General features: G+C 60.7%; 11 protein-coding genes. 2 read left to right on the forward strand and 9 right to left on the reverse strand.

The features are described 5' to 3' along the window. Positions 1-23: 23 nt before the first annotated feature. Positions 24-176 carry a helix-turn-helix domain-containing protein gene (locus tag QO002_RS30915; RefSeq protein WP_370878557.1) on the forward strand — a complete coding sequence of 51 codons (153 nt, stop codon included), beginning with the start codon at positions 24-26 and terminating at the stop codon, positions 174-176. Here QO002_RS30915 and QO002_RS18065 read toward each other — a convergent pair. From QO002_RS18065 to QO002_RS18080, 4 genes are all read right to left on the reverse strand, one after another. Beyond that, positions 158-2,173 carry a beta-N-acetylhexosaminidase gene (locus tag QO002_RS18065; RefSeq protein WP_307232178.1) on the reverse strand — a complete coding sequence of 672 codons (2,016 nt, stop codon included), beginning with the start codon at positions 2,171-2,173 and terminating at the stop codon, positions 158-160. The two genes, QO002_RS30915 and QO002_RS18065, sit on opposite strands and share 19 nt — an antisense overlap. 14 nt (positions 2,174-2,187) lie before the next feature. Beyond that, positions 2,188-2,664 carry a GNAT family N-acetyltransferase gene (locus QO002_RS18070; RefSeq protein WP_307232180.1) on the reverse strand — a complete coding sequence of 159 codons (477 nt, stop codon included), beginning with the start codon at positions 2,662-2,664 and terminating at the stop codon, positions 2,188-2,190. A gap of 80 nt (positions 2,665-2,744) precedes the next feature. Next, positions 2,745-3,998 carry an adenylate/guanylate cyclase domain-containing protein gene (locus QO002_RS18075; RefSeq protein ID WP_307232182.1) on the reverse strand — a complete coding sequence of 418 codons (1,254 nt, stop codon included), beginning with the start codon at positions 3,996-3,998 and terminating at the stop codon, positions 2,745-2,747. Between the two features lie 296 nt (positions 3,999-4,294). After that, complete coding sequence (locus tag QO002_RS18080) at positions 4,295-8,302, reverse strand: beta strand repeat-containing protein (protein ID WP_307232184.1); 4,008 nt, start codon at positions 8,300-8,302, stop codon at positions 4,295-4,297. A 550-nt stretch (positions 8,303-8,852) separates the two neighbouring features. Between QO002_RS18080 and QO002_RS18085 the strand changes: the two genes are divergently transcribed. After that, the gene (locus QO002_RS18085; RefSeq protein ID WP_307232186.1) at positions 8,853-10,889 is read left to right on the forward strand and encodes an O-linked N-acetylglucosamine transferase, SPINDLY family protein; all 2,037 of its coding nucleotides are present in this window, start codon (positions 8,853-8,855) and stop codon (positions 10,887-10,889) included. A gap of 70 nt (positions 10,890-10,959) precedes the next feature. Here the strand turns inward: QO002_RS18085 and QO002_RS18090 are convergent, their stop codons facing one another. From QO002_RS18090 to QO002_RS18110, 5 genes are all read right to left on the reverse strand, one after another. After that, entirely contained in the window at positions 10,960-11,943 is a 984-nt protein-coding gene (locus QO002_RS18090; RefSeq protein WP_307232188.1) for an ABC transporter ATP-binding protein, read from the reverse strand. A gap of 4 nt (positions 11,944-11,947) precedes the next feature. After that, complete coding sequence (locus tag QO002_RS18095) at positions 11,948-12,775, reverse strand: carbohydrate ABC transporter permease (RefSeq protein ID WP_307232190.1); 828 nt, start codon at positions 12,773-12,775, stop codon at positions 11,948-11,950. Then, the gene (locus QO002_RS18100; RefSeq protein ID WP_307232192.1) at positions 12,772-13,644 is read right to left on the reverse strand and encodes a carbohydrate ABC transporter permease; all 873 of its coding nucleotides are present in this window, start codon (positions 13,642-13,644) and stop codon (positions 12,772-12,774) included. The genes QO002_RS18095 and QO002_RS18100 overlap by 4 nt, the downstream gene beginning before the upstream one ends. A gap of 69 nt (positions 13,645-13,713) precedes the next feature. After that, a complete protein-coding gene (locus QO002_RS18105; protein ID WP_370878558.1) occupies positions 13,714-14,970 on the reverse strand; it encodes an ABC transporter substrate-binding protein in 1,257 nt (418 codons plus the stop codon). Positions 14,971-15,036: 66 nt separating this feature from the next. Continuing rightward, positions 15,037-17,361 carry a family 78 glycoside hydrolase catalytic domain gene (locus tag QO002_RS18110; RefSeq protein WP_307232196.1) on the reverse strand — a complete coding sequence of 775 codons (2,325 nt, stop codon included), beginning with the start codon at positions 17,359-17,361 and terminating at the stop codon, positions 15,037-15,039. Positions 17,362-17,467 lie beyond the last annotated feature (106 nt).

A 17,467-nucleotide genomic window follows, 5' to 3' on the forward strand; every position in this document is an offset into this window, starting at 1 on the left:
TGCTGGACAGTTCAACCCTGAAGATATCGGAGGCAGCCGAAGCGCTCGGCTTCAAGGATGCCGCTTATTTCGGCCGCTTCTTCAAGCGCATGGCGGGCGTCTCCCCCCGCGCATACCGACAAGGCATCCCACTGAAGCATGTCCGGTCCGAAACGAGCTACGCCGCCTGGCCATAAAAGCCGTAGAGCACCGGCATCAGGCCCGCCAAGGCTTCGAACCGCTTAAAGGACTTGTGCTCGTCGCGCGTCCAGGCGGTTTCGGCCAGGGCCGAAAGCCGCGGAAAAACCAACCTGTCAAAAACTGCCCGGTCGCTCATCGGCTCCGACCAGATGCAGCACTGGACGCCAAGCAGGCGCGTCTTCTGCTCTTCGCTCCAGCCCTCGACCGGATCGAAAGTGTAGAGCTTCTCCGGGCTGGACCACCCCACCCAGCTTGCTCCGGGCTCGGACCACGCGGTGCTATTCGCCATGTCCAGATAATAGACTTTTCCAGGGCAGACGACGAGATTGTAGCCCTCGCCAGCCAGCGCCGCCGAAGCCTCAACCGTGCGCCATCCAAACAGCAGCGACTTCGCCTTGTCGATTACGTTGCCATGGGCAGCCTCCTGCCAACCGCCGGTGACGCGCCCCCGAGATGCTAGGAACGCCTGAATACGTCCCAGAAAGGCCGATTGCAGCACGGCCGCACCCGAACCTTCGATATCGTCGGCCCCGTGATGGTTGGTGATGACATCAAGTCGTTTGGCATGGCCATCGGCCAGGGCATCGCCGCCAATCGCCCTCAATTCGCCCAAAGCCTGCGGCGAGCCGGACCACGCCCCCAGCGGCACCTCGTCGGCACCGACATGGAAGACGGCGCAGGGGAAAAGCTCGATCAGTTCGTCAAAGATCGTTTCGAGCGCGCGGTAAGTGTCCTCGCGCGCCGGGTTGAGGCAATTGTTGGGGAAACCCTGTACCGAGTGATAATTGCCGTGTTCGGCCGGATCGCGCAGTTCCGGAATGGCTTGCAGCATCGCGTAACAATGACCGGGCACATCAATTTCCGGCATCACCTCTATGCCCAGGTTCCCCGCCAGTGCGACGATCTCCCGGATCACCGCCTTGGTATAGTACCCTCCGCTCCGCTGCGGCGCCGAGCCGAGCAGCGGCGGGATGGCAAGCCCGTGGCCGCGCCAGGCACCGATTTCGGTCAAGGCGGGATAAGCCTCGATCTCCACCCGCCACGCCTCGTCATCGGAGAGATGCCAGTGGAAGCGGTTCAGCTTGTTCCAGGCGAGAATATGCAGGAAGCGCTTGATTTCCGCAGCACCGTAGAATTGCCGGGCGACATCGAGATGCGTGCCGCGCCATTCATGTAAAGGCGTATCGACGATCTCGCCTTCTCCGGGAAAAATGAAGGTTCCCGGATGAAGCCGCGCGCCGCGCAGGATTTGCCCGAGTGTGATCAGGCCGTAGAGCAGCCCGCCATGCCCACCGCCCGCAACGGCAACCTCATTGGGCGCGAACCGCAAAATATAGGCTTCCGACCCCAAGGGCTCGTCCCTGCTCAGCGTCACCGGCAAACCGCCCTCGCTGGCGGAACGCACGATGCCTTCGGCGGGAAACAGATATTCGACAAGCTGCGAAAAAGCATCGGCAGCCTTTGTCGCGTCTCGTCCCTCCGGTCGAAGCGCAAAACCGGGTGGTGGAGGGGCGTTGCCTGATACGTTGACGGACTGCGGCCAGGGAAGAATGGAAACGGAGACAGGAGCCGCGACCGGCACCGGATAAACCAAGGCGCCACGCTTCAACTCCGCATTGTTGCCGCTGTTTCCCATAGGCGACACCGCAACCGTGGCAGAGGTATCGTCAGCGAGAACAAGATAGGCCGCCGTCACACCATCAGTCCAATGATTGAGCGGATCGCTCATCCGTCGGATCGTCACCGCCCATGAGGCGCCTGGCTCAAGCACGAAGCCTTCCGGCGGCCGCAATTCCGCGTGGTTGGAGAGCCAGTGCACCAGAGTGCCGCCCTCGATATCAGCGCCTTGACCGATCCGTGCCGGACCTGACACGCAAAGCCGGAAATTGCGGATGGGAGCATCGGAAAGGTTTGCAAGGGTCAACCGATAGCTGCCGCCCTGTTCATCAGACACCCAGAGGTTTTCGAGCCGAAAAGAGCATTGGTTCGTCATGACACACCTCCCGTTCACTCGACCGAAGTCAGCATGCCGGCATAGATACCGGGTGCCGAATTCGGAATCGGCATCGCACCCACCGCCCGCTCATAAAAGGCTGCCGGCCCGACATCGCCGATAATCGCATAGGCATATCCCATCGTCTTGAGATCGATCAGCGATGCCAGCAGCAGCGCTTGGCCGATGCCCTGCCCGCGTACGCTCTCGTCGACACCCGTCGGCCCGAAGAAGCCGCGGGCAATCGATTCGTGGCAGGCGAAGCCAACGAGCTTGCCCTCCTTCGTCGCCAGGAAACAGCCCGGCGGCTGGCGGGAAAAGGCAACCGCTGTTTCTCCTGCCCAACCCGCGCCAAAGCGGCTGCGCACCCAATCAGTCACCAGTTCCAGCTCCGGCGCCAATGCCCGCCTTATCATGACACCGGTATCAGTCACGCGGGCATCGACTGCCGGATCGGCTGAAACGAGCGAAAGATTGACCAGATAATCCATGTGAGACCTTGCAGATAATCGGGCTATCCGTGTGGAGCGCCCGGAAGAAGGGATGAAGCGTTCAAACCGCCCACTTCAAGCTAATGTCCGCTCGTCTGGAGCGTGACGACGTCACCCGGCAAGGTAAAAACATGAACGGGCTCGCCAACGCCCTTCAGCGGGAACGAACCCAAGCTCTCGAGTTCCACGTCGTCGCGCACCATTTCCGCAAAAGCAGCGGACAATAAAACCGGCCGGCCGGTTTCTTTCGTCAAGGTTTCAAGCCGCGAGGCGATATTCACCACGGGACCGATAACCGTAAAATCCAGCCGCTTGCGCGATCCGATATTGCCATACATCACGTCGCCGACATGGACGCCGACACCATAATCGAGCAGCGGACGATTGCGTTCGGCGTTTTCGAGATTAAGGGCAGTCATCGCAGCTCTCGCCTCTGTAATAGCATTGAGCAAATCGAGACCGGCCCTGGGGTTGCTGAGCGGAAAGATGGCAAGGAGGCCATCGCCCATGAATTTCAGGATCTCGCCGCCATGGGCCTCGATCGGTTCGGACATGGCGTCGAAATAGGCATTGAGCAGGTCAATCACCTCGTCGCGCGGCCAAAGGTCGGAAATCGTCGTGAACCCTCTGAGATCGCAGATCAGAATGGCGGCCTCGACGGTGACGCCGCTGCCGCGCGTCGTGGCGCCAGCGAGAATCTGCTCACTGGCATGCGGGCCGACATAGGTACGAAGGAAAGTACGCGCCAGAATGTTTTTCAACCGAATTTCGGTAACAAGCGTCAGCGCGGGTGTCAGATCCCTCAGGAATGTCAGATGCTCTTCGAGAAATCCGCCCGGACGGTCGCTGGCAAACGTCATGACATGACGTTTGCCAAGCGTGTGATCCATCGGCCAGGCAACGTAATCCGTCAGTCCCTCCCTGCTGAGTTCAACATAGAGTGAATAGGGATGGCCGGTTTCAGCCAACCCCTCGAGGTTTTGGCGAACCTCTGGCGTCCCGCTCAATATCTCGTTTGCCGGGCTGCTTTGAAACTGAGGGGTCGCTTCCACCCCGTAACCGAAGAAGCTGATCTTCGCCTCATCCATCCCCGTGCGCCAGAGGATGCGGGCACCCAGCCATTCGGGATGGTTGGTGCGAAAATGCAATGTCGCTCGGGCGACGGGGACACCTGCAGTCCGCAATCGGGTACACATTTCAGTCACGATATTGTCGATGAAGCGCTCGTCGCGCGTTCCCTGGATCAGCCAGTCGAGAATGGCCCGCCGCTGAACAGGCCATTGCCCCTCGACATCCCCCTGAGGAACCGCGCTCGTCTCCGTTTCAGAATCCATGACGTCGCCGCTCCCGTAGCATCGATGCGCGAAGGTCTGTTTGTCCTTACGCCGGATACCGATGACTAGATTTCTAGGGAAGCTGCAAGTCAAGAACCGGGCACGCCAAATGGAAACAGATGGCTCAACTCTTTCTCGGCGTAAAGCTTCCGGTCATTGCGATGCACAATACCCGAAAAAATGCAAAAAGACCTCTCGCGTCGCGCAAGAGGCCTTCCGTATTGGGTCTGGACGTCGGGAATATCCGAAATCCGGAAAAGGGAATGCGGCGCGGTCGGGACCGCGCCGCCTGTTTCTTAGAAGCTCTGGTAGGCCACGATGACGGCGGCAACCTGGTCGGTATCGAGAGCTGCGAGCTGCGAGGACGTCAAAGCCTGCAACTGGTTGCTCGTCAGGTTGGCGATATCGTCGGTGGAGAGGCCCGGGAGGGCCTTCACATTGATCGCAGCGATGTCATCGGTCGAGAAGGTTACCAGGTCTTCCGTTGCGAAGGCGCCGATTGCTGCCGAGCTGAGAGCCGCGACCTGGTTGGAGGTCAGAGCCTCGACCTGGTCGGTCGTCAGCGCCTGGATCTGAGCGGTCGTCAGTGCAGCAACCGCCTTCGAGTTCAGAGCGATGATCTGGTTGGTGCCGAGAACCGCGATGTTGTCGGTGCTCAGCGCAGCCACCTGCGTCGAGCTCAGGGCATTGACCTGACCGGTCGTCAGGGCGACGAGCTGGTCGGAAGTCAGGGCCTGAACCTGGGCAGTCGTCAGAGCCAGAAGCTGGGCGCTGGTCAGGGCCGCAACCTGCCCCGTACCGAGGGCCGCAAGGTTGTCCGTGGACAGACCTGCCAGAGCCTTGGTACCGATCGAGGCGATATCCGCGGTGGACAGCGTAACCACGTCGTCCGAACCGAGTGCACCGAGCGCTGTCGAGCTAAGTGCAGCGACCTGGCCAGTCGTCAGGGCTTCGACCTGATCGGTGGTCATCGCACCGATCTGAGCGGTGGTCAGGGCCGATACAGCCTTGGAGCTGAGAGCGGCAACCTGGCCGGTAGACAGTAGAGCGACGTTATCGGTATCGAGAGCCGGGATCTGAGTCGCGGTCAGCGTTGCGACCTGTGCAGTCGACAGAGAGCCGATCTGGTCGGTCGTCAGGGCGCCAACCTGCGCCGAGGTGAGCGACATGATCTGGTTCGTGGTGAGAGCTGCAACCTGACCGGTGGACAGTACCGCAATGTTGTCCGTCGTCAGCGAAGCCAGTGCCTTCAGGCCGATGGCTGCGATGTCGTCGGTCGAGAACACTGCGATCTGATCCGTCGATAGGGCGGCGATTGCAGTCGAGCCCAGCGAGCCGACCTGACCAGTCGTCAGGGCAGCTGCCTGATCCGTGGTCAGCACGCCGATCTGAGCGGATGTCAGGGCGGCAAGAGACTTGGAGCTGAGAGCAGCAACCTGGCCCGTCGTAAGAACGGCGACATTGTCGGTGCTGATCGCTCCAACCTGCGTCGCGCTGAGCGCCGAAACCTGCGCGGAACTCAGAACAACAGCCTGGTCGGTGGTGATGGCACCGATCTGAGCCGTCGTGAAGGCGGCCATCTGGGTGGCGGTCAGAGCGGCGAACTGACCCGTGGAGAGTGCTGCGACATTATCCGTGGACAGCGAAGGCAGATACTTCACACCGATCGAAGCGACGTCTTCAGTCGAGAAGGTTGCGAGGTCTTCCGTACCGAGTGCACCGATTGCTGCGGCACCGAGAGCGGCGACCTGCGTCGAGCTCAAGGCTTCGACCTGGTCGGTCGTGAACGCATTGATCTGGTTCAGCGTCAGAGACGCGACGGACTTCGCGCTGAGCGCCAGAACCTGGCCGGTCAACAGCAGCGCGACGTTGTCGGTGCTGATAGCTGCGGCCTGGGTGCCGGTCAGGGATGCAACCTGCGTGGTGGTAAGAACGCCGACCTGGTCGGAGCTCAGGTTACCGACCTGCGCCGTAGTGAGCGATGCAACCTGTGCCGTGGTTAGAGCAACAACCTGGGCCGTCGACAGCGACGCGATGCTACCGGTGGAGAGTGTTGCCAGCATCTTGGTGGAGATGGCGGCGACGTCTGCGGTGGAGAATGTAGCCAGATCATCGGTGCTAAGCGCACCGAGAGCAGCCGCGCCGAGAGCAGCGACCTGCGTCGTCGTCAGGGCTTCGACCTGATCGGTCGTCAGGGCGTTGATCTGGTCGGTGGAGAGCGCAGCAACTGCCTTCGGGTTCAAGGACGCAACCTGATCCGTGGTCAAGGCCGCAACATTGGCGGTATTCAGGGCACCGATCTGAACTGTGCTCAGCGCCGCAACCTGGCCACTTGACAGGGCCACGACCTGATCGGTCGTCAGAGCCTGGATCTGGGTGGTCTTCAGCGCCAGAACCTGGCCCGTCGACAGTGCGCCGAGCTGACCAGTGGTCAGGATGGCAATGTTATCCGTGCTGATGGCGCCGATCTGGGTAGTGTTGAGGGCGCCGATCTGGCCCGCGGTCAAGGAGACAGCTTGGTCAGTCGTGAGGGCACCGAGCTGGGCGGTGGTCAGAGCCGCTATCGCGCCAGTGGAGAAGGCGCCGAGCTGCTCTGTCGTGAGAATAGCCACGCTGTCGGTTGACAAGCCGGCAAGCGACTTGGCGTTCAGGGCAGTAATGTCGGCCGTGGAGAGGACAGCAACCTGATCCGTGCTCAGGGCGCCAAGCGCAACCGAGCCGAGAGCTCCGAGCTGGCCTGTCGTCAGAACACCGACCTGATCAGTGGTCAAGGCATCGATCTGGGTCGAGGTGAGAGCTGCGACAGCCTTGGCGCTGAGTGCAACCACCTGGTCGGTGGAAAGCAGAGCAACGTTGTCGGTGCTGAGTGCTGCAGCCTGGGTTGCGCTGAGAACAGCGGCTTGAACCGTCGTCAGAGCGCCGATCTGATCGGTCGTCAGAGCTGCAACCTGAGTTGTCTTCAGGGCAACGATCTGACCGGTGGTCAGGGCGGCGACCTGGCCGGTCGAGAGCGAAGCGAAGCTCGCCGTGGACATCCCGGCCAGCGTCTTGCCGCTGATCGCGGCAACATCGGCGGTGGAGAACACGGCCAGTTGATCGGTCGACAGAGCGCCGATGGCGGCAACGCTCAGGCTGGCAACCTGTCCGGTGGTCAGGGCTTCAGCCTGTTCGGTCGTCAGGGCGCCGATCTGGCCGCTCGTCAGGGCCGAGATCGTCTTCGAGTTCAGTGCAACGACCTGGTCCGTCGACAGAGCGGCAACGTTAGCAGTGCTAAGCGCAGCAACCTGCTTGGCGCTGAGAGCAGCGATCTGCGCAGAGCCGAGAACGCTGACCTGATCGGTGGTCAGAGCGCCGATCTGAGCCGAGCTCAGGGCAGCGACAGACGCTGTGCCAAGAGCGGCAACCTGGTCGGTCGACAGCAGCGCAACATTGGCCGTCGTCAGGCCGGCAAGAGCCTTGGTGCCGATGGCGGCAACGTCACCGGCGGCAAGAGCGCCGAGTTGATCGGAGGTCAGAGCACCGATGGCAGCGGAACCGAGGGCTGCGATCTGGCCGGTGCTGAGGGCGGCAACCTGATCAGTGGTCAGGACTGCAACCTGTGCGGAGGTGAAAGCGGCAACAGCCTTGGTGTTCAGGGCTGCGACCTGATCGGTCGAGAGCAGAGCGACATTGTCGGTCGACAGCGCAGCAATCTGGGTGCCGGTGATGACGGCGGCCTGCGCGGTGGTGAGCGAACCGATCTGGTCGGTGGTGAGAGCATGGATCTGAGGGGTTTTCAGGGCTGCGACCTGACCGGTCGTCATGGCCGCGATCTGGCTGGTGGAGAGAGCAGCGATGTTGGCCGAGGAGAGGCCCGAAAACGCCTTTGCACCGATGGCAGCAATGTCATCGGTGGAGAATACGACGATGTCGTTGGTGGTGAGCGATGAGATGACGCTGGAGCTCAGCGAGCTGACCTGCGAAGCGGTTAGCGATTCGACCTGCTCGGAGGTCAGGTTCTGGATCTGGGCGGCGCTGAGTGCGGCAACCTGCGACGTCTGGAGGGCCGCGACATTGGCGGTGTCCAGAATGGCCAGCTGGCTGAGTGTGAGACCGGCAATAGCCTTCGTCGAAATCGCACGAAGCTGATCAGAGTCGAAAGCAGCAAGATCTTCAGTCTCGAAAGCTGCGAGCTGGCTCGAGCTGAGCGTGGCGATCTGCTTGGTGGAGAGCGCTGCCACATCTTCGGTGTTCAGCGATGCGATCGTTGCGGTTGAGAGCGACCGGATCTGATTGGTCGTGAGGGAAGAAACTATCGAGGTCATGGACGCGCGCCTATATGTTGACCGATTGCACATGCCATTCCGCTCCACCAGCAAGCCGGTGTCAGACGTATCCCGCGCCTGCCGATCAATCGCCCGTCCCATGGACTTGAGCTATTGGCATCGACCGTCCGGTCGCCTGTTGGAGAAAAACGACGTTCCGTGGAACATGGCTCGTAGGAGCCAGCGCGTTGGGAGGGCATCATGCAGCCAGGGCTTGCGCTCTGTTTCCCACGCCTGAAGATGTCTGCGTCTCGCGGAAAGCAAGAGTTTCATCGTCAACTGCTTTCGACACCGCAATCAATCGAGGGTCTGGGCAGAGGCCTTGGCACACATTTAATTCGCCAGTTTCTAATTTTGGGTTAATGCGACTATTAAATTGTACAGGATTGAGGCAACTGCCGCGTAAGGATTGCACCAGTATGGAACAACGACGGAAATCCTGCAGAAACGGCAACACAAGCCCAAAGCAAGCTACCGCTGATAAAAGCCCAGAACGCTTCTGCGCGTCGTTCAACGTCTGCCGTCAGGCGGCCTCTTTCTGGGATGCCCCATGCTCAACGATAATGCATTCGCCTCTAACACTGGTACGCCGCTGGTTGACGCCCTGACCCGTGCACGTAACCAGCTCATGCCGCTGGCCGAGCTGTTCCAGGTTGCCGAGAGCTTCAACATCACCGGAGAACGCTCTACCGCCGCCGAGATCTACAAGACCTGGGTCGCCTACAACGACGGCAATCCCCTGCTTCATCTCGCCTATTTCAATTATTCCGTGACCCTTCGGCAGATGGGCGATCTTGCCGGCGCGATCCAGACGCTGCAGGCCTGCCTGAAAATCGATCCCAAGTTCGGTCAGGCGCATATCAACCTTGGCCGCGCTCTTGAAGATTCCGGGCAGCTTGTTCAGGCTATCCAGCAGTGGAAGAAATATGTTGAAACCACCTCGGAAATCACGCCGGATCGCGTCAACCATCGCCTGATGGTGCTGCAGCATATCGGCCGCGTGCTGGAAAACGCCGGCCTTCTTGAGGAGGCCGAAAACACGCTTCGCCAAGCTATGGAACTGCGCCCGGACAAACACGAATCAGGGCACCATTGGACCTCGATCCGTCAGCGTCAGTGCAAATGGCCGACGCTGGTGCCTTCCGAGAACGTCACGGTCAAGCATCTACTCGATTCCATGTCGCCGCTGACGCTGGCCTGCTTTGCAGATGATCCGCTGTTCCAGCTCGCCAAAGCCTACCGCTACAACAAATCGCTGATCGGACGGCCCGACCTGCACGCCTTCCCGCTGCGCAAGCCGCGGCAGAAGAGCGGCACCCGGCAGCGTCTGCGCGTCGGCTACGTCTCGTCCGACCTGCGCGACCACGCCGTCGGCTTCGCCCTGAGCGAGGTTCTGGAACTGCACGACAAGAAGAGCGTCGAAGTCTTCGCTTATTACTGCGGCGATAACCGCACCGAAGATGCGACCATGCGCCGGATGAAAGCCGTCGTTGATCACTGGCGCGATATCGCGGGTGTTGGCGACCAGGATGCCGCAACCATGATCGTCAATGATGAGATCGACATCCTCATCGACGTCAACGGCTACACCAAGCATGCGCGGACAAAGATCTTCGCCTATCGCCCGGCCCCGGTCATCGTCAATTTCTGCGGCTATCCCGGAACCATGGGCAGCCCCTTCCATCAGTATATCATTGCCGACGAGCACATCATTCCGCCGGAAAACGAGCTTTACTATACCGAGAAGGTGCTTCGCATTCCCTGCAACCAGCCGGTCGACCGCAAGCGTGTGATCGGCAACAAGCCCACCCGCGCAGAAGTCGGCCTGCCGGAAAATGTCTTCGTCTTCGCAAGCTTCAACGGCATGCAGAAAATCACGGCCGAGTGCTTTGCACGGTGGATGCAAATCCTTGCCGCCACCCCGGACAGCATCCTGTGGCTGCTTGCCGGCCCGGAAGACGTAAACCTGCGCCTGCGACAGGTCGCGAGCCAGCACGGCGTCGCGCCCGAACGGCTGATCTTTGCACCCAAGGCAGGCAACCCACAGCATCTGGCCCGCATCGGCCTTGCCGATCTCTTCCTCGACACTTTCCCCTACGGCGCACATTCCACAGCAGCCGATGCATTGACCATGGGCCTGCCGATCGTAACGGTCCCCGGCAAGAGCTTTGCCTCGCGCTTCTGCGCCAGCATCGTCGCATCGGCCGGCATTCCGGAAATGATCGCAACGGATTTGACTGATTACGTCGCCAAGGCAATCGCACTCGGCAACGATAGGAAGAAGCTCGTCACCATCCGCGAAACGCTGCTGGCCAAGAAGGAAAAGAGCATTCTGCGCGATATGCCGGCTTCGGTTCGTCGCCTGGAAGAGGTCTACTGGCAGATGCAGGGCGAATGCGAGCGTGGCGAAACCCCGATGCCGGATCTCAGGAACCTCGACACCTATTACGAAATCGGAGTCGAACTTATTGCCGCGGAAACTGGTTGGGACAGCGAGGAAAGCTATCGAGCGCGTTACCTCGACAAGCTCACCAAGTGGAACACCTATGCACCGTTGATGCAGGACAAGCGTCTCTGGTCCAAGTAAGACCACGCTCGTCACTCTGAAATATCGAAATCCCTTGGCGGCCAACCGCCAAGGGATTTTTTGATGCCCTTCAGATATTGAAACGATGTTCCTTCGCCGTGTCCGGCGTCGCCCAGACGGTCTCGCCCGGCTGGAAACTCGCGCTGCCCAGCGTGCGGGCGACCATATCGCCAAGCCCCTCGACCCGGAAATAGACGAGCGCATCCGCGCCCAGTCGCTCCACATGCCGGATCTTGCCACTCCAGCGGCCGCGCTCGGATGACAACGTCAGGTCTTCCGGCCGGATACCGTAGGTCTTGCAGCCCAGGCCTTCGGCTGCCGCCCCAGTGTAGAGGTTCATTTTCGGACTACCGATGAAGCCAGCGACAAAGGGAGTTGCCGGCTTGTTGTAGAGATCCATCGGGCTCCCGACCTGTTCGATGCGGCCGCCGTTCAAAACCACGATCTTGTCGGCCATGGTCATCGCCTCGACCTGATCGTGGGTGACATAGATCATAGTCGTGCCGAGCCGCTTGTGCAGGTCGGTAATTTCGAGCCGCATCTGGGCACGAAGCGACGCATCGAGGTTCGACAGCGGCTCGTCGAACAGGAACACCTGGGGATTGCGCACGATGGCGCGGCCAATCGCGACGCGCTGGCGCTGGCCGCCGGAAAGCGCCTTGGGCTTGCGGTCGAGCAGATGCGTCAGCTGCAGCGATTCCGCGGCGTCGCGCACCTTCGCCTCGATCTCTGCCTTGGGACGGCTGGCAAGAGACAGGCCGAAACCGATGTTCTCGGCGACCGTCATATGCGGATAGAGCGCATAGGACTGGAATACCATGGCGATGCCGCGCTTGGACGGCTCGGCATAGGTCACGTCCTGCCCGCCGATCGTCAGCATGCCGGAGGTGACATCTTCCAGCCCGGCGATCATGCGCAGGAGCGTGGATTTCCCGCAGCCGGACGGGCCGACGAAGACGACGAATTCGCCAGACCTGATGTCGAGATCGATGCCCTTGATGATCTCGAGCGCACCAAAACTTTTGCGGATGTCCTTGAGTTCTACGCCTGACATGCACTTAGCCTTTCACGCCACCGGCGGTCATGCCGGCAACGATCTGTCGATTGAAGAAGATGAAGACGATGAGCGGCGGGATCGTCACCAAGAGGATGTTCATGAAGAGCAGATTGTACTGGCTCGTGTACATGCTCTGGAAATTGTAGAGCGTCAGCTGCACCGTCACGTTTTCCTTGCCCGGCAGGTAGTAGAGCGGGTTGGTGAAATCGTTGAAGATGGCAATCGACTGCACGACGATATTGGTCACCGTCACGGGCTTCAAAAGCGGCATCACCACCCGGAAGAAGATCTGCCAGGGTTTTGCGCCATCGATCAGCGCCGCCTCGTCCAGATCACGCGGAATGGTGCCGATGAACGAGCGATAGAGCAGTGTCGAAAAGGAGAGATTGTAGGCGACCTGGATCAGCACCATGCCGGTCATCGTCTTGAACAGGCCGATCGATTGCAGAAGCCCGATAGTCGGCACCACGGCCGGCGGCATCATCAGGCCGATCAGCAACGCCGTCTGCGCCACGCCATTCCAGCGGGACCGACGACGCTGCATCACATAGCCAACCATCGCCGAAAGCACGACGAGGATCGTCACGGAGAACACAGTGATGACAGTGGAATTGAAATAGGCGAGCAGCAGCTGATAGTTGCGCGCCTCGACGACCGCGACCAGATTGTCCCAGAGCAGCCATTCCTTCGGCAACGCGAAGTTGAGCCGCGAGGCCTCGGAGCGGGACTTGGCAGCCTGCAGCGCGATGAAAAGGAACGGCACGATGAAAACAACGGCAGCGACGGCAAGCGAAATGCCGCCGACGACGACCGGACGATAGCGCCTCATTGCTCGATCTCCCGTCGGTTGAACATGATGGTCAACGGCACCATGATGACTGCAATCAGGGCAAACAGGATGACATTGCCCGCGGTCGAGAGACCATAGAACCCGGCCTGATACTGCTTGTAGATGACGGAGGCGACGACATCGGAGGAGAAGCCCGGCCCGCCCCGCGTCATCGCCCAGATCAGATCGAACGACCGCAGGCCACCAATCAGCGACAGCGTGACGACCGTCACCGTCGCCGGCCGCACGAGCGGCAGGGTGATGCGGCGGAACTGCTGCATGCGGGTCGCGCCGTCGATGCGCGAGGCCTCGTAATAATCCGGGCTGATCGCTGCAAGACCAGCGATGAAGATCAACGTCGCGAGACCAACCCCCTTCCAAAGATCAACAAGCGCCACGGAAAACAGCGCGAGCGCCGGATCGGTAAGCCAGCCCGGCCCATCGATGCCGATGGCTTCCAGCGCCACATTGATGATGCCGCGGGTCGGGTGCATCATCACAGTGAAGGCGATGCCGATGCCGATGGTCGAAACGAGAACGGGGAAGAACACGACCGTGCGCAGGAAGCCGCGGGCAATGATGTTGCTGGTGAGCAGAACGGCCAGCAGCAGCCCGAAGATCGTCTTCAGCCCCGAGGTCATGACGGCATAGATCAGCGTGTTGATCAGGCCCTGCACCAAGAAGGGCTCGGAGAAGAACTGGCGGAAGTTCTCAAGGCCGATGAATTCAGCCGTCGTCAGGTCCCAGCGCGTCAGGCTGTACCAGAAGGACGTCGCCGTCGGCACGAGGAAAAGAACGCCGTAGATCACCGCTGCCGGCAGGAAAAACCAGAGCGGATAGGGCGATGTGCGTTTCGTGGCCTCGACCATGGGTCCTCCTTCCACGGCATGGGGGAACCGCCCGCTGTCGCGGGCGGCTTGTTCTTAAAGCAGATCAACTCACCAGCTGGGAATGCCGAGCTGCTTGGCCTGCTTGCGCACATCTTCATCGTAGAGCGCGGCCGCTTCCGCTGCGGGTCGCATGCCCGAGCCCACCTCGACGGTGATCTGCTCCAGCGCCGGCCCCTTGATCGGCGACAGGAACTCCAGTGCGGGGGCAGTCTTGCCCTCTTTAAAGTAGGGGAGCATGTCGGTGATGGCGGCAGGCACGTCCGCCGGCAGATCGCAGCCGTCAATCAGCGGCGGCCCCTGCACGGTATTGACGGCCATGATCGCCTTGCAGCCATCGACGCTGCCGACGAAATCGGCGAATTTCTTCGCCTCTTCCACATTGGCCGTCGTCTTCGGAATATAGACCGCCGGCGGCATCCAGACCGTCAGGCCGTTGTTGGCTGCGTCATCACCGGGCTGGGCGAAGAAGCCGACATCCGCCATTTCATCGGGATAATTCTGCTTCAACGCGCCGATGGCGAAGGACAGCATCGGATAGTGAGCAGCCTCCCCGGTTGCCACCATGCGCAGACCATCATCATAGGTGCCTGCGCCAAAGTCCTCGTTCAGAAGGCCCTTGTCATGCACTTCCTGCAGACGCTCGAAGCCTTTGACGGCTGCCGGCGTCGTTGCGTATTTCGCCTTGTTGGCCGTGTAGTCGGCTGCGAAATTCGGCACCTGCGCCTGCAGATTGTAATAATCCGCCAGCACGAAGAGCTGCGACGTCCAGGTATCGCGATAGGTCTGGGCAACGGCAACCTTGCCGGCGGCCTTGACCTTTTCGTTGTTGGCCATGAACTCAGCCCAGGTCTTGGGCGGCGTCAGGCCAATCTCGGAATAGATCTTCTTGTTGTAGAAGATGCCACCGGCCATGGTCGTGCCGTAGGGCACGCCGTAAACCTTGCCATCGGCCGAGACGACCGATTTGAAACCATCTGCAATCTTCCCCTGTGACGACAGGTCGCTCAAGTCCAGCAATGATGTCTCGGGCTTTAGCGCCTGCAGCAGCGAGCCGGAATTGTAGAGAAAGACATCGGTCATCTCGCCGGTCGCAAGCCGGGTCTTGACGATATTGTCGCCCTCGCCGCCGCCCGGGCGCTGCTCGACCTCGACGGTCACATCAGGGTGCTTCTCTGAATAGGCGGTCGCGAGCGCTTCTGCGGCCGCAACCGAATCGGCGTTGTTATCGACGAGAAAGCTGAGCGTGGTGTCAGCGAATGCCGTTCCAGACAGCAGAAGCGCTGTCAGGGCCGTCACAGTCGTCATTTTTGTCTTCATACGCAATGTCATGATGTTCCTCCTCCGAACAGTAAGACGACACGATGGAATGCATTAGTTGCTTTTCGGAATTTCAAAGGTGATCAGATGGCGACCGGCCGCCATCAGGGTATCGCCGGTAACGGGCTTGCCATCCAGAACCGGGTTGACGTGCCGCACCGTCGGCACGAACAGCCCCTCGCAGCCTTCGGGAAGGCTGACGATGTATTCGACCTTGCCATCGGCCATCGTCCACGACGCCTCGATCCGACCCTTGGCGATCTCGTGCCAGGCCGAAACGGGATTGAGCTTTTCGAGCGGCGTCGGCGAAATTTTTACACGGGCAAAGCCAGGATGCTCGGGATCGGGCGAAATGCCCGCCACGCTTTCAAAAAGCCATTGGCACACCGCCCCATAGGAATAGTGGTTGTAGCTGTTCATGTCGGGATCGTAGATCGTCCCGTCCGGCGCCATGGAATCCCAGCGCTCCCAGATCGTGGTCGCGCCCTGCTTCACCTGATAGAGCCAGCCCGGAACCTCTTCCTGCAGAAACACCTTCTCGGCCAGATCGTCCATGCCGAGCTTGGTCAGCGCTGGCAGAAGTGCCGGCGTTCCGATGAAGCCAGTGCCGATCCGGTAGTCCGCATCCTCGACGACGCGGCGGAAATGCCCCCTGGCTGCGTCCCAATGCTCAGCCGGCACGAGATCGTGCAGGAAGGCCAGCGCATAGGAGGTCTGGTCATTGTGGGCGAGACGGCCCGATGCCGAAATGTATTCAAAGGCGAAGGCCTCGCGGATTTCGCCGGCCCGGCGCTCCATCGCCTGCCGCAGATCATCGCGTCCCAGCACGCCGGCAATGCGGCCCAAAAGCTCGGTCGAGATGAAGTGATAGAGCGTTGCGGCGCAATCGTCGGCAATTGTCGGGCGTGGCTTGCGGTTGTCGCCGACGGGCTGCAGCCAGTCGCCGAAGGTGAAGCCGCGATCGCCCCAATGAGGCGGCGGGCGAACGATCGGACCATCCGAAATCGACCAGACGAAATCTACCCAGCGCACCATGGCATCGAAGCATTCGCCGAGCGCAGCGCGATCACCGTAGTGGGTGTAGAGAACCCAGGGAATGATGACAATGGCATCGCCCCAACCGGTGGAGCCGGCATAACCCGGAAAATGTTCGGGGTGCAATCGCGTCGGGTCCGGCGACACATGCGGGATCGCGCCGTCCGGGCGTTGATCGGCCATAACGTCACGCAGGTACTTGCGCAGGAATTGTTCGCTGTCGGCCAGCCAGCACGCTGTGGGCGCGAAGACTTGGGCATCTCCGGTCCAGCCGAGACGCTCATCGCGCTGCGGGCAATCGGTCGGCACCTCGATGAAGTTGCCGCGCTGCGACCAGACGGCGTTGAGAACCAGCCGGTTTACGAGGCCGGAGCCGCTTTCGAAACCGCCCTTGATCTCGGCGACCGAGGTGATCGGCACGGAGGAGATCGAAACGATCTCAACCTCGCCGGTGATCGTCACGCGGGCATAACGATAGCCCTGGAAGGTGAAGTAAGGCGCATAGGTCTCATCCCCATCACCCGCAAGCGTATAAAGCGTTTCGGCAACAGCGGTGCGGTAATTGCGATTGTCGAAAAAGCGATCGGGACCAAGCACTTCGGAATGCTCGACGCGCACCTGCGCACCTGCGCTGCCGCGCACGGTATAACGGACATAACCGCCGACATTCTGGCCGAAGTCATAGACCAGACGCCCTTCGTCATCGCGCCACTGATCGACCGGCACAAGAGCCGCCAGCTCGCGCACCGCTGCAGCCTCATGGGCAACAAGCAACGCCTTGTCGAAGGCGATGACCTCGCTGCCATGGGTTTCGCTCAGCGCCGCAAGCCGCGCGTCATAGACCTCGCCGAAATAGATCCCGGACTTCACAATCGGCAGGGCGCCACTCTTCCAGTTCGCATCGGTGGAAAGCAGAGTGCGACCACCGGCAACGAGCTCGGCAATCGCCGCGATCCGGTCGCCCCAGCAATTCGGAATGGCATCCTTGCCCCACATGAGCGGCGAACGGTACCAGCCATCCGCGAGCCAGATCTCGATGTGGTTTTCACCGGCGACCAGAAGCTGCGCGACGTCGTAGCGCTGATAGGCGATGCGGTGGTCGTAATTGGTCCATCCGGGGGTCAGCAGGTCTTCTCCGACACGCTTGCCATTGATGAAGCAGCGATAAAGCCCCTGCGCGGAAATGAAGAGTTCAACCGCAGCCGGCACGGCTTCCAGCGAAAACGTCTTCGAAACAAAACTCGCAGGACGACCGACGCCCTCATCCGACAACGGCGCGATCATCTCCGCAGCCCAGTTGCGCTGCTTCAGCCCCTTGCGGCTGGCGGTCGCGTGCATGTTCATGATGTCCTCCCTGACGTCGTGTAGAACGGTCTATGTATAACGTTCTACATTTTTTGCCCGGATGCAATAGAATTTTTTCGCGGCATCTGCCATGGTGGCAAAACTG

The organism is Pararhizobium capsulatum DSM 1112 (genome assembly GCF_030814475.1).
GTDB lineage: Bacteria > Pseudomonadota > Alphaproteobacteria > Rhizobiales > Rhizobiaceae > Pararhizobium > Pararhizobium capsulatum.